Genomic DNA, 18,409 nt, shown 5'->3' with positions numbered 1-18,409 from the left:
CCGGTGACCGCCGCGGCCGGCCGGCTGTCCTGTCCTCGGTGCCTGGTTCCTCCCCCACCGGGACATCATCACCGCTTCGTGCGCCGGGCACGCCCACACCGGCGCCCCCGGCGTGTCGGGCGGACACGCCTCGGCCCCCGGCGGTCCGCCGTGGGCGGAACCGGGGGCCGAGGTGGGGTGGCCGGCGCGCGCCGGTCAGGTCATGTTGGCGAGGAACTCGCTGTAGAACAGGCCCAGCGCGATGGCCACCCCGATGCCGGCGATGATCCAGAACCGGACCACGATGTTGACCTCGCTCCAGCCGGCCAGCTCGAAGTGGTGGTGCAACGGCGACATCCGGAAGACGCGCTTACCGGTGGTCCGGAAGGAGATGATCTGGATCACCAAGGACATCGTGATGATCACGAAGAGCCCACCGATGATCGGCAGCAGCAGGATCGTCCGGGTGGACATCGCCATGCCGGCGATCAGGCCGCCCAGCCCCAGTGCACCGGTGTCACCCATGAAGATCCGCGCCGGGGACGTGTTCCACCAGAGGAAGCCGACACAGGCCCCCGCGGCGGCGCCGGCTATCAGCGCGATCTCCAACGGGTCGCGGACCGCGTAGCAGTACGACTGGGTGTAGCTCGGGTCGGCGCACCAGTGCCGGTACTGCCAGAACGCGATCAACGCGTACGCGGCGAGCACCATCACCGAGGCGCCGGTGGCCAGACCGTCCAGGCCGTCGGTGAGGTTCACCCCGTTCGTCGCGCCCATCACCACGAAGATGAAGATGATCACCGCGCCGATCTTGCTGACCTCCAGGGCGTCGATGTCCCGGATGAAGCTCAGCGTGGTGCTGCCCACCGTCTCGGTGTTCGTCACCGCGCCCGACGCGTCGGTCATCGTGCTCGGGAAGTAAAGCGCCACCACGCCGAAGACCGCGCCGACCAGGATCTGGCCGAGCAGTTTGCCACGCTTGTTCAGCCCGGCGCTGTTGCGCTTGCGCACCTTGAGGAAGTCGTCGAGGAAGCCCACCGCGCCGGAGAACACCATCAGTCCCAGCAGCACCAGCGCGGTGATGGTCGGCTCGACCTGGGCGATCTGCGCGTCCGGCAGGGTGGTCAGGGCCAGGTGCCCGGCCACGTACGCGATCACCGTGGCCAGGATGAAGACCACGCCGCCCATCGTCGGCGTGCCCTTCTTGGTCTGGTGCATGGCCGGGCCCTCGGCCCGGATCGGCTGGCCGGCCTTGAGCCGGGCGAACACCTTGATCGCGATCGGGGTGCAGAAGAGCGAGACGATGAAGGCCACCCCGACGGCGACGATGACCGCCCTCACGCGGTAGCTCCGTTTCCGGGGGTGCCGTCGGCGCGCAGTGCGTCGGCCACCTCCCACGTCCGGTACCGGGAGCCCTTGACCAGGACGACATCGCCCGGCCGTAGCTCGCCCCGCAGCACCTCGACGGCCGCCGCCTGATCGGTGAGCAGCACCGACTCTCCTCCCCAGTTCCCTACCGCTGTCGCGCCCTCATGGATCGGCGCAGCCGGCTCGCCCACCACGAGCAGCCGGTCGACACCCAGCTCGGCCGCGAGTTGGCCGAGCTCGGCGTGGCCGTCCCGCTCGAACGGCCCCAGCTCGGCCATGTAGCCGAGCACCGCGACCGTACGCCGATCCCGGCCGAGCGTGGCGAGCGCCTTCAGCGCCGCCGACATCGAGGCCGGGTTGGCGTTGTACGAGTCGTCGATCACGGTCACCCCGTCGGGGCGGTCGAAGACGTCCATCCGCCGGGTGGAGACCAACCCCAACTCGCCGAGCGCCGTGGCCAGCTCGGCCAGCGGCATGCCCAGCTCCCGGGCGACCGCCGCGGCGGCGAGGGTGTTGGAGACCTGGTGGCGGCCGGTCAGCCCGAGGCGCACCGGCGCGCTCCCCTCCGGGACGACCAGGGTGTACGACGCGCGCCCCCGGTCGTCCAGCGTGACGTCCTCGGCCCGCACGTCGGCGTCCGGGGCCTCCCCGTAGCGGACCACCCGGGCCCGGGTGCGGCTGGCCATCGCGTCCACCCGCGGGTCGTCGGCGTTGAGCACCGCCAGCCCTTCCGGCGGCAGCGCCTCGACCAGCTCCCCCTTGGCCACGGCGATGGTCTCCTGCGAGCCGAACTCACCGATGTGCGACGTCCCGACGTTGAGCACCACGGAGATCCGCGGCGGGACGATCTCGCACAGGTAGCGCACGTGCCCCACCCCGCGCGAGCCCTTCTCCAGCACCAGGTAGCGGGTGTCCGGCCCGGCGCGCAACGCGGTGTGCGGGTGCCCCAGCTCGTTGTTGAACGAGCCGGGCGGCGCCACCGTGGCCCCGAGCCGGGCGGTGAGCTGGCCGATCAGGTCCTTGGTGGTGGTCTTGCCGGAGGAGCCGGTCAGGCCGATCACGGTCAGCCCGGGCAGCCGGTCCACCACCGCGCGGGCCAGCCGGCCCATCGCGGTCAACGCGTCGGCGACCAGCACCATCGGCACACCGGGCACCTCGCGGGTGCCGAGCACGGCCACCGCGCCGGCCGAGATCGCCCCGGCCGCGTAGTCGTGCCCGTCGACCTTCTCACCCGGGAAGGCCACGAAGAGCGCCCCGGGCCCCACCTTGCGCGAGTCGAACTCGACCGGCCCGGTGACGGTGGCGGCCGGGTCGGCGGCGACCAGCCGCCCCTCGACCGCCGCGGCCACCTCGGCCAGGCTCAGTGCGATCACCGCTGACCCGCCAGGTCCCCGAAGCGGGCCCGCAGCGCGTCGGCCAACTCGATGCTGTCGTCGAACGGGAGCACCTCGCCCGCCACCTCCTGGCCTCGCTCGTGACCCTTGCCGAGCAGCGCGATCACGTCGCCCGGCGCGGCCAGCCGGACGGCCTCGTCGATCGCGGCCCGGCGACCGGCCACCTCGATGATCCGGGCGGCCGTGCCGGCCCGGTACGCCCCGGCGAGCACCTCGGCGCGGATCTCCGCCGGATCCTCGGTGCGCGGGTTGTCGTCGGTCACCAGCACCACGTCGGCCCCCTCCGCGGCGGCGGCCCCCATCACCGGCCGCTTGCCCCGGTCCCGGTCTCCGCCGGCACCGATCACGCAGATCAGCCGGCCGGCGCTCAACTCACGCAGCGCGGCCAGCGCGGCCACGATCGCGTCCGACTTGTGCGCGTAGTCGACGACCCCGCGCACCGGCCCGGCGACGTCGACGAGCTCCAGCCGGCCGGGCACACCGCCGCAGGCGGCCACGCCGGCGGCCGCGATCGCCGGGTCGACCCCGGCGCCGACCAGCGCGGCGATGGCCAGCAGCGCGTTGGCGACGTTGTGCCGCCCGGGCAGCGCCACCCCGGCGGGCAGGACCACACCGTCCGGGCCGTGCGCGGTGAACCGCTGGGCGTACCCCTCGCCATCCACGCCGTCGGCCCACCAGGTCGCGGCCGGGTCGCCGGCGGCCGAGTAGCTGATCGTGGCCGGCCGGTACAGCGGCTTCAGCGCCGGGTCGTCGTGGTTGAGCACCTCGACCGCGCACCGGCCGTCGAAGAGCTGCGCCTTGGCGGCGAAGTAGTCGGCGCTGTCGGCGTGGAAGTCCAGGTGGTCGGAGCCGAAGTTGGTGTAACCGCCGACGGCGAACCGGACACCGCCCACCCGGCCCATGGCCAGCGCGTGGCTGGAGACCTCCATGACCACCGCGGTGACCCCCCGCTCGCGGGCGGTGGCCAGCATGGCGTGCAGGTCGGTCGCCTCGGGGGTGGTGCGAACGCTGTCGATCACCAGGTCACCGAGCCGGGTCTCGACGGTGCCGATCAACCCGGTGGTGTGCCCGGCGGCGCGCAGCCCCGACTCGATCAGGTATGCCGTGGACGTCTTTCCGGCGGTGCCGGTCACGCCGATCACGGTCAGCTCCGCGGTCGGGTCGCCGTAGACGGCCGAGGCCAGCTCGCCGAGCACCGCGCGGGGGTCGGGCACCACGAGAGCGGGCAGGCCGGTCTCCGCCGCCAGCTCGGCGCCGGCCGGGTCGGTCAGCAGAGCCACCGCGCCCGCCGCGGCGGCGCCGGCGGCGAACTCCGCGCCGTGCCGGCGGGCGCCGGGCAGCGCCGCGTACAGGTCGCCGGGGCGGACCTCCTGGCTGGCGTGGGTCGCCCCGGTGACGACCACCCCGGCGGCGTCCGCCGGCAGGTCGACGGCGAGCCGGACGGCGAGATCACCGAGCCGGACTCCGGTCACGGTACGTGGACGTGGATTGCCGGGCACGGCGTCAGACCCTACCCGGTCGCACGGTTCCGGCCGCACAGCCGCCCCGGTGGTTCTTCGGCACTCACCGATGATGTCTCGCCGTCGCTGCTCAGCGCGGATAGACCACGAACTTGGGCGCCGAGCCGCCGGTGGACGGCGGTACGCGGTAGTGACGCAGCGTGAACTGCATCATGTCGCGGAACGCCGGCACGGCGATGGCGGCACCCCCACCGGCGGGCGCGTACACGAAGACGGCGATCACGTACCGGGGCTTCTCCGCGGGAGCCATGCCGATGAACGAGGACACCTCGCCGGGCTGCTTCTTGCCGTCCACCAGCCGCCAGCCGGTGCCGGTCTTGCCGGCGATCCGATAGCCGGGCACCGCCGCGCCCACGCCGGTGGCGCCGTCGACCGTGGTGACCGCCTCCAGCATGGTGCGCAGCGCCGCCGCGTTCTGCGGGCTGAGCACCGAGCGGGTCACCGGGGCCGGCGCGGGAGTGCGCTTGCCGTCCGGGCCGATCGTCTCCTTGACAAGGTGCGGCTGGACGTACGTGCCGTCGTTGGCGATGGCGGCGTACGCGGCGGCCATCTGCAGCGGCGTGGCGTCGACGCTGTGCCCGATCGGCACCGACCCGGCCGACGACCCGCTCCACTCGTCGGCCGGCAGCAGCCGGCCGCTGGCCTCGCCGGGCACCCCCTCACCGGTGGGCTGGCCAAGCCCGAACCGCTTCTGGTAGTCGATCAACCGGTCCCGGCCGAGCTTGTCGGCGATGGTGATGGTGCCGACGTTCGACGAGTAGGCGAGCATCCCGGGCACGCTCATCCGCCGGCCGTTGGCGAAGTGCGTGTCGGAGAACCAGGTGTCGCCCTTCTTGATGCTGTTCGCGATCGGCAGCGTGGTGTCCGGGGTGATCACCCCCTCCTGCAACGCCGCGCCGAACGTGATCGCCTTGTGCACCGAGCCGGGGTCGACCACGAAGCTGGTCGCCGCGTCCTCCCGGGCGACCGGATCGCTCGGGATCGGCTTCGCCGCGTTGTAGGTGGGGTGGCTGGCCTGGGCCAGCACCTCGCCGGTGGGCACGTCGATGATCACCGCCGCGGCCGTGGCGCCGCGCTGCTGCCCCATCCCCGCACTGAGGATCTGCTGCGTGCGGAACTGCAGGTCACGGTCGGTGGTGAGGGCTATCGAGCTGCCCGGCTTGGCCGGCGTGGTCCGGCTGTAGCCGCCCGGGATCGGCGCGGCGAGGTCACCGAGGCCGGCCTCGTACACCCGCTTGCCGTCCTGCCCGGCGAGCAGCTCGTCGTAGCGGGCCTCCAGCCCCTCCAGCCCGACCATGTCCTGGCTGGTGAAGCCGATCAGGTTGGCCGCCAGGTCATCGCCGGGCACCTCGCGGCGCTCGTCGCGGTGCACCCCGATGCCGGGCAGCTCGAGCGCCAGCACCTGCTTGGCGTTCGGGATCTCCACCCCCCGGGCCAGGTACTCGAACCGGGACGGGTTGCCGTTCTCCAGCTTGCGGGGCTTCATCAGCTCGGTGAGCCTCGACGCCGGGATGCCGAGCAGCGGGGAGAGCGCCTTCGCGGTGGCGGCGGAGTCCTCGATCTCGGTCGGGTCGGCGAACACGTACCGCGCCTCGACGCTGTGCGCCAGTGGCTCGCCGGTGCGGTCGTAGATCGCGCCGCGCGGCGCGGGCAGCTCGACCGTGCGGGTCCGGTCGGCGACGCCGCCGCCGGCGTACGCCGGGGTGTCCACCGCCTGAAGGAAGATCAGCCGGATCCCGATGGCGGCGAACAGCGCCAGGGTCAGGGCGGTGCCGAGTCGCAGCCGCAGCCGCGGGTCGGCCAGCTTCGGCGGTCGCGGCGGCTTGCGGGACGGCCGCCGGGCCGCCGGGCGGTCGGCGCGGCGCGGCGCGCGCGGCGTGGTCCGTCGGCGCGGCGGCGGCTCGTCGCCGGCCGGGCCACGGGGGGTACGGGGCGCGACGGTGCGCACGACCCCGCCGCGTCCCGCTGCCGGGGCGTCCCGCCGGCCGGAACGGGCGGCGGCCCGGCCTCCGTCGAGCACCTGCAACGCCGGCCGGAACGGGTCGCCGGACCGGGTGCTGCGCGGCGTACGCCGCTGCTCGGCGCCCCCGCTGCGCGGCGGCGTGCCGCGCTCCTCGCGGATGGTCCGACCCCTCGGGGTGTACGCCCGGGCGCCGGAGATGCCCCCCATGCCCGGCTCGCTGGCGCGCGGCTCCCCGTCCCTGGGGCCGGCGTCAGGTGAAGAGCCGCGCCGGGACCCCTTGGGATCCCGGCGCGGCTCGTCCGACCTCGGTGGCACGGGTCAGCCTCCAGAGCCCTGCTGGCTGGTCACCGACGGCTCGCCGGTCGCCGGCTTCGGTACGCCGATGGTCCGGCCGTCCGGCAGCCGGATGTACGCCGGCTCGCCGGCGTCCACCAGGCCCAGCCGTCGCGCCTGGGCAGTCAGGTTGCCCGGCGCCTTGGCCTCGGCGATCTGCTTGTCCAGCTGCTGCTTCTCCAGGTCCAGCCGGGCCTGCTGCTCCTGCAGCTTCTCCAGCCGGAACGCATTCTCGTTGATCTTGGTGTTGACCGCCAGGATGCCCAGCACCCCGCCGACCACCAGGACCACGATCAGCGCCGCGAACGGCGCGCGCGGCACCGACACCGGAGGCGGTGGCGCCACCCGCAGCCGGGGCGGGCGGGCGGTGGCGGCTACGCCGGCCTTCGCGGCCGGGCGCAGCGCGGCGGTGCCCTGGGTCGGGAACTCGCGCGCCCCCCGGGCGCGAGCCTCCCCCTGCCGGTTCACTCGATCGATGCGTGGCGTACCGTTGCCCCCGCGCGGCGCCCGCTCCGCCGCGGTCCGGCCCCCCGACCGCGGTGTGCGCTGCCCGGCGCCGGTGACGTCCCGACGCTCGCGCTTGTCAATGTTCATGTCCCTCCCCCTCTACATCCGTCCCTCTGTCGTCCCCCGGCGTCCCTGGATCCCCCACGGATCCCGCGGACCCCGTCCCCGGTTGGTGCATCGCCTTCACCCGTCGGCGGGACCGTTCGCGGTCGGTCCGCCCCTGCTGTGTCGCGTTCGGGTCGAGTCGCTCCGCGGCCCGCAACCGCACCGAGGCGGCTCGCGGGTTCGCGGCGACCTCCGCCTCCCCGGGCAGTTCGGCGCCCCGGCTGAGCAGCCGGAACGTCGGACCGGACCCGGGCAGTTCGACCGGGAGGTCGATCGGGCCCTTACTGCGGACCCGGTCCGCGAGCGCCACCTTGGTGAGCCGGTCCTCCAGCGAGTGGTAGGACAGGACCACCATGCGACCGCCCACGGTCAGTGCGTCGAGCGCGGACGGCAGCGCTGACTCCAGCGCTGCCAGCTCCTTGTTTACCTCGATCCGCAAAGCCTGAAACGTTCTCTTTGCCGGGTGTCCGCCCGTTCGTCGGGCTGGTGCCGGAATGGAGTCCCTGACCAGCTCCGCCAACCGCGCGGACGAGGTGATCCGGGCGCGTTCCCGCTCCCGGATGATCGCCGAGGCGATCCGGCCGGCGAACTTCTCCTCGCCGTAGACCCGCAGCACCCGGGCCAGGTCCGGATGGCCGTAGGTGTTGACCACCTCCTCGGCGGTCACCCCCCGGGTCTGGTCCATCCGCATGTCCAGCGGAGCGTCCTGGGCGTACGCGAACCCGCGGTCGGGCGCGTCTAGTTGCAGCGACGAGACACCCAGGTCGAACAGGATCCCGTCGATGCCCGGATAGCCCAGCCGGTCCAGCACCTCGGGCAGCTCGTCGTAGACGGCGTGCTCCAGGTGCACCCGGTCGGCGAAACGGGCCAGCCGGACCCGTGCGTGGGCGAGCGCCTCGGTGTCCCGGTCGAGCCCGATCAGGACCGTCTCCGGGTGCGCCTCCAGCACCGCCTCCGCATGCCCGGCCAGGCCGAGCGTCGCGTCGACGTGCACCGTCCGGCCGCCCCGACCCAGCGCGGGGGCCAGCAGCTCGAGACACCGCTCGAGCAGCACCGGCACGTGCGTGCCGCGCAGCTCCCCCATGATGACCCCCACTGGTTGAAACGTCCGTTCGTTCATGCGCCTGCCGTCGGACGGCGCCGCCGTCGTACCGCCAGATCCCCATCCGCTCCCGCCGGGCACCGGGCTCGGCCCGATGACTGGATCGTGCGCCTGGCACCGGGGAAGGGATGCCAGGAACTCGAAAGCGGCTGGAGATCTCGCAGTACGTCGGGCGCCGTCCCGCCCTACAGACCGCCGGGCAGCACCCCCTCCTCGATGTCGGCGAAGTCGTCTTCACTCTCGGCGAGGTAGGTCTCCCAGGCGACCCGGTCCCAGATCTCCACCCGCGTGCTCGCGCCGATCACGACCAGGTCGCGGTCGAGTGCGGCGTACGCCCGCAGGTGGGCTGGGATCGTGACCCGGCCCTGCTTGTCCGGCACCTCGTCGTGCGCGCTGGCGAAGAAGACCCGGCTGTAGGCCCGGGCCGCCTTGTGCGTCATCGGTTGCGCGCGCAACTGCTCCGCGATCCGCTGGAACTCGGGCGTCGGAAAGACGTAGAGGCAGCGCTCCTGCCCTTTGGTGATCACGACACCCCCCGCCAGCTCGTCCCGGAACTTGGCCGGAAGGATCAACCGGCCTTTGTCGTCCAGGCGCGGAGTGTGGGTGCCGAGAAACACCGGCCCTACCCCCTCGCCCTTAAGCGGCGTTCGCGGCGCCGCTGACCCCCCGGGCCGGTGAGCCCTCCCGGCCTCACCATTGGGCCCCACTCTACTCCACTTCCCTCCACCTGCAACCAGAATCGACCGCGTGGCGCGCCCTATCCGTGGGCAAAACCGCACGTCACAGGGGGTGGGGCGGAGTGGAGGGCCCGGACCGCCGCCCGGCGTGGTCCGCTTTCCGACATTGATCGACTCCGTCCGGTGGAAGCCGACTCGGCCACCCGAGTCCGCACCACAACCGAACGGTTCGCCGTCGGCGGCGATCTGGTGGGGTGGGTGGTCCGGTAACCTCGCTCGCGTGACGGACGCGAAAATGCCCCTACGGGCCAAGGTGGCCAGCTCCGTGTCACGGACCGCCGCGGCGCTCTCCCGGGCGGCCGGCCGTGGCGACGGTTCGGTGATCGGCGGGTGGATCGGGCTGAAGATCGACCCGGACCTGCTGGCCCACCTGTCGGCCGGGCGCGCGATCGCGCTCGTTTCCGGCACCAACGGCAAGACCACCACCACCCGGCTGGCCGCCGCCGCGGTCGGCGTGCTCGGCCGGGTCGCCACCAACTCGTTCGGCGCCAACATGCCCAGCGGGCACACCTCGGCGCTCGCCAAGGCCGGCAGCACCCCGTACGCGGTGCTGGAGGTCGACGAGCACTACCTCGCCCAGGTGCTGGAGGCGACCGAGCCGCACGTGGTCGCGCTGCTGAACCTCTCCCGCGACCAGCTCGACCGGGCCAAGGAGGTCGCCATGATGGCGCAGCTCTGGCGCGCGGCGCTGGTCCGGCACACCGACGTGCGGGTGGTGGCCAACGCCGACGACCCGATGGTCGTCTGGGCCGCCACCCCGCCGGCCGACCCCGCCCGCGGCATCAACCCGCCGCACGTGACCTGGTTCAGCGCCGGCCAGCGCTGGCACGACGACTCCTGGGTCTGCCCCGAGTGCGGCTCCACCATCCAGCGCTCCGGCGACCAGTGGTGGTGCACCGGCTGCGCACTGCGCCGGCCGGAGCCGCAGTGGGTCGTCGAGGACGAGGGCGTGCTCGACCCCACCGGCGCCTGGCACAAGGTCTCCCTCCAACTGCCCGGCAAGGTCAACCTCGGCAACGCGGCGACCGCGCTGGCCGTGGCCGCCGAGTTCGGCGTCCGCCCGGTCGACGCGGTGTCCCGACTCGGCATCGTCACGTCGGTCGCCGGCCGCTACGCGCAGGTGGACAAGGACGGGCGCAACATCCGGCTGCTGCTGGCCAAGAACCCGGCCAGCTGGCTGGAGGCCTTCGACATGGCCGACGAGGCGCCCACCCTGCTCTCCATCAACGCGCGCGACCCCGACGGGCTGGACACCTCCTGGCTCTTCGACGTCGACTTCGCCCCGCTGCGCGGCCGGCAGGTGCTGATCACCGGCGACCGGGCGTACGACCTGGCGGTCCGGCTGAACGTCAACGACGTGCCGTTCCAGCACGTGCGCACCTTCGACGACGCGATCCGGTCGGTCCCGCCCGGGCGGCTGGAGGTCATCGCGAACTACACCGCGTTCCAGGACATCCGAGCGGAGTTGGACCGTGTCAACTGAGAGCCTGCGCATCGTCTGGATCTACCCCGACCTGCTCTCCACCTACGGCGACCGGGGCAACGCCCTGATCCTCGCCCAACGGGCGCGCCAGCGCGGCATGCCGGTCGAGGTCATGGAGGTCCGCTCCGACCAGCGGCTGCCCGCGACCGCCGACATCTACCTGGTCGGCGGCGGCGAGGACGGTCCGCAGGCGCTGGGCGCGCAGCGGCTGATCGCCGACGGCGGTCTGCACCGGGCGGTCGCCCAGGGCTCGGTGGTGTTCGGCGTCTGCGCCGGCTACCAGCTGCTCGGCATGTCGTTCTTCGCCAAGGGTGTGCAGTGCCGCGGCCTTGAGCTGCTCGACCTGCAGTCCGACCGGGGCCCGAGCCGGGCCGTCGGCGAGCTGGCCGGCGAGATCGATCCGCGGCTGGGCCTGCCCGCGCTGACCGGCTTCGAGAACCACGGCGGCCGCACCCACCTCGGCCCGGAGGTCGCGCCGCTGGCCCGGGTGACCGCCGGGGTCGGCAACGACGGCAGCACCGAGGGCGCCTGGCGCGGCAAGCTGCTCGGCACGTATTCGCACGGGCCCGCACTGGCCCGCAACCCGGCCCTGGCCGACCTGCTGCTGCGCTGGGCCACCGGCGCGCACCAGCTCCCGCCGCTGGACGACACCTGGTCGGACCGGCTCCGGAACGAGCGCCGCGCCGCAGTGGCCGCCGCCCGGGCATGATCCGGGCCGTCCGGCGGCTGCTCCGGCAGCCGTCGGCCGTCCGGTTCGCCCTGCTCGTGCTGCTGATCGGCGTCTGCGCGCTGCTGTTGCTCCTGGCGCCCCGGCCGGATCCGGCGCGGCTGCCGCAGCTGGCTGACCGGCTCGGCGACCTCGCCCCGGTGGCGGCGGTCCTCGGCGGCGCGCTGCTGCTGGTCGCGTTGGTCCCCCGGACGTTCATCACGCTCGCCGCCGGCGCCATCTTCGGTCCGCTGGAGGGCGCCGCGTACGCCCTGGGCGCCGCGCTGGTGGCGGCGGCGGTCGGGTTCACGGTCGGTCGGCTGCTCGGCCGGGAGTTCGTCGCCGAGCGGGTCCGCGGCCGGCTGGCCCGCCTCGACGGCTGGTTCGCCCGACAGAGCGTGCTCGGCGTGATCACCGTCCGGCTGCTGCCGATCGCCGGCTTCGGGCTGGTCAGTTACGGCTACGGCACCACCGGAGCCCGGATGCTGCCGTTCCTGGCCGGCAGCGTGATCGCCTCCGCCCCGACCGCCTTCGGTTACGCCGCGATCGGCGCGGCGGTCAGCTCCCCCGGCCACATCAACTGGTACGCCGCCGCCCCGGCCAGCCTCGGCCTGATCGCCAGCGTGGTGCTGATCTCCCGGTGGTGGCGCGCCGAGCGGCGGCGCCGGCCGGTGGTGAGCCGACCGTGAGCCGGACCGACGGGCCCGGCGAGCAGCGGCTCGCGGGCGGCTTCGTGGCCGAGGTGGTCCGGGTCGGTGACACGGTACGGCGTACGCCGCCGGCCAACCTGGACTTCGTCGGCGCGCTGCTGCGCCACCTGGCCGGGGTGGACGCGGACCTCGCGCCCCACTACCTGGGCGTCGACGCCCACGGCCGGCAGATCCTCAGCTACGTCGCGGGTCGGGTGCCGTGGCGGGACCGGGAGGATCCCACCTTCTTCGCCGACCCGGCGCTGGTGCGGCTGGCCGAGCTGATCCGGCGGCTGCACGACGCGTGTGCGGGCACCGCGCTGGCCGGCGACGCCGAGACGGTGTGCCACCGCGACCTGTCCCCGAAGAACACGGTGTACCGGGACTCCCCGGCCGGACCGCTGCCGGTGACCTTCCTCGACTGGGACCTGGCCCGGCCGGGCCGAAGGATCGAGGACGTGGCGTTCGCCGGCTGGCACTGGGCGGCGTTGGGCGAGGGCGCCGATCCGACCGAGCTGGGCCGGCGGTGCCGCGTGCTCTGCGACGCCTACGACGCGGCGTGCGGCGCGCCCGTCCGTCCGGCACTGCCTCGCCACGAGCTGGTGGGCCTGATGCTCGACCAGATCGAGAGCACCTGGCGGACCATCGACGCCGGCGCCGACCGCGACGAGCCGGCCATGCGCCGACTGCGCGACCTGGGCGCGGTCGAGGGGGTACGCCGCTGGCAGGACTGGCTGCTCACCCACCGCCCCGCCGTGGTCACGGCGTTGACCGCCTGAGGCGGTGCCGCACGTCGAATAACCGGCCTGCCGCGCCCGCGGAGGCGGCGTGCCGCGCCCGGCGGCGCGTGCGCGCCGGAGAGCGTTATGACTCAGAGGCATATTTATACCTCTGAGTCATAACGCTCGTCACAGTGTCAGGCGACGACCGAGACCACCCGGCCCGGGACGACGATGACCTTGCGAGGTTCCTTACCGGCCAGGGCGGCGGCCACCGCCTCCAGCGCGGCCGCGCGGACGGTCTCCTCGGACGAGTCGGCCGGAACCTCGATACGGCCACGCACCTTGCCGTTGATCTGCACCGGATAGGTGACCGTGTCCACCACCAGCAGCGCCGGGTCGGCCGTCGGGAAGTCCACATACGTCAGCGACGTGTCGTGGCCCAGCCGACGCCACAGCTCCTCGGCGACGTGCGGGGCGAACGGCGCCACCATCAGCACCAGCGGCTCGGCCACCTCGCGCGGCGTCGCCGACAGCCGGGTCAGCCCGTTGGTCAGCTCGATCAGCTTCGCGATCGCGGTGTTGAACCGGATGCCGTCCATGTCGCCGCGGACCCCGTGGATCACCTTGTGCAGCAGCCGGCGGGTCGCCTCGTCGGCCGGCTCGTCGGTGACCCGCAGCGCACCGGTCTCCTCGTCGATCACCGCCCGCCAGACCCGCTGCAGGAACCGGTACGACCCGACCACCGCCCGGGTCTCCCACGGGCGGGACACCTCCAGCGGGCCCATCGACATCTCGTACACCCGGAACGTGTCGGCGCCGTACGCGGCGCACATGTCGTCGGGGGTCACCACGTTCTTCAGCGACTTGCCCATCTTGCCGTACTCGCGGTTGACCACCACGTCGTCCAGGTAGTAGGCGCCGTCGCGCTCGATGACCTCCTCGGCCTGCACGTAGCTGCCGCGCGAGTCGGTGTACGCGTACGCCTGGATCATGCCCTGGTTGAACAGCTTGCGGAACGGCTCGAACGACGACACGTGCCCCAGGTCGAACAGCACCTTGTGCCAGAACCGCGCGTACAGCAGGTGCAGCACGGCGTGCTCGGCGCCGCCGACGTACAGGTCGGTCCCCCCGCAGTCGCCCTCGCCGCGCGAGCCCATCCAGTACCGCTCGTTCTCGGCGCCGACGAACCGCTCGCTGTTGGTCGGGTCCAGGTAGCGCAGCTCGTACCAGCAGGAGCCGGCCCACTGCGGCATCACGTTGGTCTCCCGGGTGTAGCGCTTCGGCCCGTCACCCAGGTCCAGCTCCACCTCGACCCAGTCGCGGCGACGCGACAGCGGCGTCTCCGGGTTCGAGTCGGCGTCGTTCGGGTCGAACGTCTTCGGCGAGAAGTCGTCCACCTCCGGCAGCTCGACCGGCAGCATCTCGTCCGGCAGGGCGATCGCCGCGCCGGTCTCGTCGTAGACGATCGGGAAGGGCTCACCCCAGTAGCGCTGCCGGGAGAACAGCCAGTCGCGCAGCCGGTAGGTCACCGCGCCGGCCCCGTGCCCGTTCGCCTCCAGCCAGGCGATGATCGTCGACTTGGCGTCGGCGACCCCCAGGCCGTCCAGGTCCAGGCCGCGCTCGGGCGCCGCGCTGTTGATCGCCGGACCGTCCCCGGTGTACGCCTTACCGTCGAAGCCCTCCGACGGCTGCACGGTCCGCACGATGGGCAGCTCGAAGACCTCGGCGAACGCCCAGTCCCGCTGGTCCTGTGCGGGCACCGCCATGATCGCGCCGGTGCCGTAGCCGACCAGCACGTAGTCGGCGATGAAGATCGGGATCTGCCCGTCGGTGACCGGGTTGGTGGCGTACGCCCCGATGAAGACGCCGGTCTTCTCCTTGGTGTCGGCCTGCCGCTCGATGTCCGTCTTGGCCGCCGCCGCCTTGCGGTACGCCTCGACGGCCGCACGCGGGCTGGCGTGCCCGCCGGTCCAGGCGTCCCGCGTCCCCTCCGGCCAGGCGGTCGGCACCAGCGTGTCGACCAGTTCATGCTCGGGCGCCAGCACCATGTAGGTGGCGCCGAAGATGGTGTCCGGCCGGGTCGTGAACACGCGCACGGGCGCGCCGGCGGTCGGGAAGTCGATGTGCGCGCCGGTGGAGCGGCCGATCCAGTTGCGCTGCGAGTGCTTGATCGCCTCGGGCCAGTCCAGGCTGCCCAGGTCGTCCAGCAGCCGGTCACCGTACGCGGTGATCCGCATCATCCACTGCTTCAGGTTGCGCTTGAAGACCGGGAAGTTGCCCCGCTCGGAGCGGCCGTCGGCGGTGACCTCCTCGTTCGCCAGCACGGTGCCCAGCCCCGGGCACCAGTTCACCGGGGCCTGCGAGACGTACGCCAGCCGGTGGTCGTCGACGACCTGCCGGCGCTCGGCGATGCTCAGCTCGGCCCAGGCCCGGCCGTCCGGAGTCGGCCGGTTACCGCCCTCGAACTCGGCGATCAGCTCGGCGATCGGCCGCGCCCGCCCGGCGTCCCGGTCGTACCAGGAGTTGAAGATCTGCAGGAAGATCCACTGGGTCCAGCGGTAGAAGTCGGTGTCGATGGTGGCCACCGAGCGACGCTCGTCATGCGCCAGCCCCAGCCGGCGCAGCTGCGCCTTGTACCGCTCGATGTTCGCCACCGTGGTGGTCCGCGGATGCGTGCCGGTCTGCACCGCGTACTGCTCAGCGGGCAGGCCGAACGCGTCGAAGCCCATCGCGTGCAGCACGTTGCGCCCGGCCATCCGCTGGTAGCGGGCGAAGCAGTCGGTGCCGATGTAGCCCAGCGGGTGGCCGACGTGCAGGCCGGCGCCGGAGGGGTAGGGGAACATGTCCAGCACGTACAGCTTCTCCGCACCGGCCCGGGGGTGGTCCGGGTCGGCCAGCGGGCCGGTCGGGTTCGGGGCGTGGAACGTGCCCTCGCGCGCCCAGATGTCCTGCCAACGGTTTTCGATCTCGTCGGCCAGGGCCGCGGTGTACCGGAACGGGGGGATGTCGCCCGCCGGTGCGGCTGCCTCACTCATGGTCTCTCCTCGCTCAGCTTCGCTTCGTCTCGGCGCCACCGGGCCGGCCGGCGACGGGCACAAAAAAGCCCCTCGCGCAGGAGGGGCCGCCGTGCTGTCGCGCGTTCAGCGCATCAGCACGGCCCGGTAAGAAGCAGGAAAGCTCCGGCCATGCCCGGCAGTGTACCTCGCCGCCGGGCCTGGCTGGCGTGGCCCGGGACGAGCCGGGTCCGATCGCCCGAGTTGGCGAATATCGGTGCGTAACCGACGGACTACCTGCGGGGGTCGGCGTTAACGACAAACATGGTTAGCCTGAGAGGCCAGTGAGATTTCTGCGGCAAACGAGGCTCGACGTCGCGAACCCAACGGCGGGTCCAGGTGCTCTATACAGAGCTGCAGTGACGGCGACGAGGAGGAGGCCCGTGACACAACAGACCTGGGACGAGGTGGGCGGCTTGCTGCCGCACGACGAGTTCCGCGCCGCCAGCGAGGCCATCGTGGCCAACATCGAGCAGGTCATCGAGGGTAAGACCGCCACCGTGCGGCTGGCCCTGGCCGTCCTGCTCGCCGAGGGCCACCTCCTCATCGAAGACGTCCCCGGCGTCGGCAAGACCAAGCTGGCCAAGGCCCTCGCGCGGTCCATCGACTGCACGGTGCGGCGGATCCAGTTCACCCCCGACCTGCTGCCGAGCGATGTCACCGGCGTCAGCGTCTACAACCAGGAGACGCACGACTTCGAGTTCCGCCCCGGTGCCGTCTTCGCCAACCTGGTCGTCGGCGACGAGATCAACCGGGCCTCGCCGAAGACCCAGTCGGCGCTGCTGGAGTGCATGGAAGAGCGGCAGGTCACGGTCGACGGGGTGACATACCAGCTGCAGACCCCGTTCATGGTCATCGCCACCCAGAACCCGATCGAGATGGAGGGCACCTACCCGTTGCCCGAGGCGCAGCGCGACCGGTTCACCGCCCGGATCGCGATGGGCTACCCGGACGCCGGCGCCGAGCTGGCGATGCTGGACGGGCACGGCGCCACGGACCCACTGAACGAGCTGCGTCCGGTCTCCGACGCGGACATCGTCCGGCAGCTCATCGCCACGGTCCGGAAGGTGCACGTCGCGGACGCGGTAAAGCAGTACGCCATCAACCTGGTCACCGCCACCCGCGAAGCCCCCGACCTGCGTCTGGGCGCCTCCCCCCGGGCGACCCTGCAGCTGCTGCGCACCGCCCGGGCGGTCGCCGCCCTCGAGGGGCGCGACTACGTCCTCCCCGACGATCTGCAGGCTCTCGCGGTGCCGGTGCTCGCGCACCGGATCATCCCGACCGCCGACGCCCAGCTCGCCCGCCGCACCACCGACGCGATCGTCTCCGAGCTGGTGCACCGACTGCCGTTGCCACACGACCGGCAGCGCTCCCCCTACGACACCCGGCCCGCCACCGGCAACGGTCGCGCGCCCTACGAGCCGCGGAGGCCGTGACGTGCGTGCCGGGCTGCGCGGGCTGACCACCCGCGGGCGCTCGTTCCTCGCCGCCGCGGTCGCGGCGGCGATCTCGGCCGGCATCCTGGGCGAGAAGGATCTGCTCCGGGTGGCCGTGCTGCTGGGCATCCTGCCGCTGCTGGCCGCCGCCTACGTCGGGCGCAGCCGCTACAAGCTGGCCTGCAACCGATCGCTGGATCCGCACCGTGTGCCGGTCGGGGCCAACTCCCGGGTGGTGCTGCGCCTGCAGAACCTCTCCCGGCTGCCGACCGGCACCCTGCTGCTGGAGGACCGGCTGCCGTACGCCCTGGGCAGCCGGCCCCGGGTGGTGCTGGAGCGGTTGGGCGCGCACCAGGCCAGCTCGGTGGCGTACACCGTGCGGGCCGACGTGCGGGGCCGCTACGACGTGGGCCCACTGGTGGTCCGGATGACCGACCCGTTCGGTCTCTGTGAGCTCAGCCGGGCGTTCCCCAGCACCGACCACCTGACGGTCATCCCGCAGGTCACTCCGCTGCCGTCGGTCCGGCTCCCCGGTGAGTACGCCGGCAGCGGCGACAGCCGGGCCCGCTCGGTGGCGGTGCACGGCGAGGACGACGCGGCGACCCGGGAGTACCGGCGCGGCGACGACCTGCGCCGGGTGCACTGGAAGTCCACCGCCCGCACCGGTGAGCTGATGGTGCGCCGCGAGGAGCAGCCCTGGGAGAGCCGGGCCACGGTCGTGCTGGACACCCGCGCGTACGGCCACCGCGGCGACGGGCCGACGGCGAGCTTCGAGTGGGCCGTCTCCGCAGCCGCGAGCATCGCGGTACACCTGCGGCAGGCCGGCTACAAGCTGCGGCTGGTCACCGGCTCGGGGGTCGACGTGGACGCCTCGGAGGCCGGTGGCGACGGTGCCCTGCTCGACCACCTCGCCGAGGTCCGGTTGGACCAGCGGGCCGAGGTGGCCGGCCTGGTGCAGCGGGTCCGGCAGCGCGCCGACGGCGGTCTGATCATCGGGTTGTTCGGCGCGGTGAGCGTGGCCGAGGCCGAGCTGCTGGCCGGGCTGCGGGGCAACGGCGCCACCTGCGTCGGCTTCCTGCTGAACAGCTCCACCTGGCTCAGCCTGCCCGAGAAGGCCCGGGCCGAGGCGGAGCACGTGCACGGCGCCGCCGCGCTCGCCATGCTGCACAGCGGCTGGCGGGTGGTCGGCGTCGACCACGGCAGCCGACTGCCGGCGCTCTGGCCGCAGGCCGGCCGGGGCCCGCAGGGGTTCGCCCTGCGCGCCGCGCTGGCCGAGACGGTCGCCGGCGGCGTGCGATGAACGGAAGGCTCC

14 protein-coding genes are annotated in these 18,409 nt (G+C 73.1%); 6 read left to right on the top strand and 8 right to left on the bottom strand.

The window, feature by feature from the left end; all coding sequences use genetic code 11:
- Window positions 1-195 precede the first annotated feature (195 nt).
- The 7 genes from mraY to mraZ form a co-directional block, all read right to left on the bottom strand.
- A complete protein-coding gene (mraY, locus tag ACFYPS_RS10390; RefSeq protein WP_354965000.1) occupies window positions 196-1,320 on the bottom strand; it encodes a phospho-N-acetylmuramoyl-pentapeptide-transferase in 1,125 nt (374 codons plus the stop codon).
- Entirely contained in the window at window positions 1,317-2,720 is a 1,404-nt protein-coding gene (gene murF / locus ACFYPS_RS10385) for a UDP-N-acetylmuramoyl-tripeptide--D-alanyl-D-alanine ligase (RefSeq protein ID WP_354965001.1), read from the bottom strand. The genes mraY and murF overlap by 4 nt, the downstream gene beginning before the upstream one ends.
- Entirely contained in the window at window positions 2,717-4,279 is a 1,563-nt protein-coding gene (locus ACFYPS_RS10380) for a UDP-N-acetylmuramoyl-L-alanyl-D-glutamate--2,6-diaminopimelate ligase (protein WP_354965002.1), read from the bottom strand. The genes murF and ACFYPS_RS10380 overlap by 4 nt, the downstream gene beginning before the upstream one ends.
- 52 nt (window positions 4,280-4,331) lie before the next feature.
- Entirely contained in the window at window positions 4,332-6,539 is a 2,208-nt protein-coding gene (locus tag ACFYPS_RS10375; protein ID WP_354965003.1) for a penicillin-binding protein 2, read from the bottom strand.
- A 3-nt stretch (window positions 6,540-6,542) separates the two neighbouring features.
- Complete coding sequence (locus ACFYPS_RS10370) at window positions 6,543-7,151, bottom strand: hypothetical protein (RefSeq protein WP_354965004.1); 609 nt, start codon at window positions 7,149-7,151, stop codon at window positions 6,543-6,545.
- Window positions 7,141-8,253, bottom strand: a complete 1,113-nt coding sequence (gene rsmH / locus ACFYPS_RS10365; RefSeq protein WP_354965124.1) for a 16S rRNA (cytosine(1402)-N(4))-methyltransferase RsmH — start codon at window positions 8,251-8,253, stop codon at window positions 7,141-7,143. Before rsmH ends, ACFYPS_RS10370 begins: the two co-directional genes overlap by 11 nt.
- Window positions 8,254-8,456: 203 nt before the next feature.
- The gene (gene mraZ, locus ACFYPS_RS10360; RefSeq protein ID WP_074313044.1) at window positions 8,457-8,888 is read right to left on the bottom strand and encodes a division/cell wall cluster transcriptional repressor MraZ; all 432 of its coding nucleotides are present in this window, start codon (window positions 8,886-8,888) and stop codon (window positions 8,457-8,459) included.
- Between the two features lie 355 nt (window positions 8,889-9,243).
- Between mraZ and ACFYPS_RS10355 the strand changes: the two genes are divergently transcribed.
- The 4 genes from ACFYPS_RS10355 to ACFYPS_RS10340 are packed head-to-tail and all read left to right on the top strand — an operon-like array spanning window position 9,244 to window position 12,665.
- Window positions 9,244-10,491 carry a MurT ligase domain-containing protein gene (locus ACFYPS_RS10355; protein ID WP_354965125.1) on the top strand — a complete coding sequence of 416 codons (1,248 nt, stop codon included), beginning with the start codon at window positions 9,244-9,246 and terminating at the stop codon, window positions 10,489-10,491.
- Entirely contained in the window at window positions 10,481-11,200 is a 720-nt protein-coding gene (locus tag ACFYPS_RS10350) for a glutamine amidotransferase (RefSeq protein WP_354965005.1), read from the top strand. Before ACFYPS_RS10355 ends, ACFYPS_RS10350 begins: the two co-directional genes overlap by 11 nt.
- Entirely contained in the window at window positions 11,197-11,886 is a 690-nt protein-coding gene (locus tag ACFYPS_RS10345; RefSeq protein WP_354965006.1) for a VTT domain-containing protein, read from the top strand. The genes ACFYPS_RS10350 and ACFYPS_RS10345 overlap by 4 nt, the downstream gene beginning before the upstream one ends.
- Window positions 11,883-12,665, top strand: coding sequence for a phosphotransferase (locus ACFYPS_RS10340; protein WP_354965007.1), 783 nt, complete (start codon window positions 11,883-11,885; stop codon window positions 12,663-12,665). Before ACFYPS_RS10345 ends, ACFYPS_RS10340 begins: the two co-directional genes overlap by 4 nt.
- Before the next feature lie 137 nt (window positions 12,666-12,802).
- On the opposite strand, the gene leuS is transcribed toward ACFYPS_RS10340, so the two are convergent.
- Window positions 12,803-15,643 carry a leucine--tRNA ligase gene (gene leuS / locus ACFYPS_RS10335; protein ID WP_354965008.1) on the bottom strand — a complete coding sequence of 947 codons (2,841 nt, stop codon included), beginning with the start codon at window positions 15,641-15,643 and terminating at the stop codon, window positions 12,803-12,805.
- 401 nt (window positions 15,644-16,044) lie between these two features.
- Here leuS and ACFYPS_RS10330 point away from each other — a divergent pair, with 401 nt between their 5' ends.
- Window positions 16,045-17,097, top strand: a complete 1,053-nt coding sequence (locus tag ACFYPS_RS10330; RefSeq protein WP_354965009.1) for a MoxR family ATPase — start codon at window positions 16,045-16,047, stop codon at window positions 17,095-17,097.
- 1 nt (window position 17,098) lies between these two features.
- Window positions 17,099-18,397, top strand: a complete 1,299-nt coding sequence (locus tag ACFYPS_RS10325) for a DUF58 domain-containing protein (protein ID WP_354965010.1) — start codon at window positions 17,099-17,101, stop codon at window positions 18,395-18,397.
- Window positions 18,398-18,409 lie beyond the last annotated feature (12 nt).

Source organism: Micromonospora sp. NPDC005087 (assembly GCF_042872965.1).
Lineage (GTDB): Bacteria > Actinomycetota > Actinomycetes > Mycobacteriales > Micromonosporaceae > Micromonospora.
Note: the sequence above shows the minus strand (reverse complement) of the source record. Positions and strands in the feature narration are given on the sequence as shown.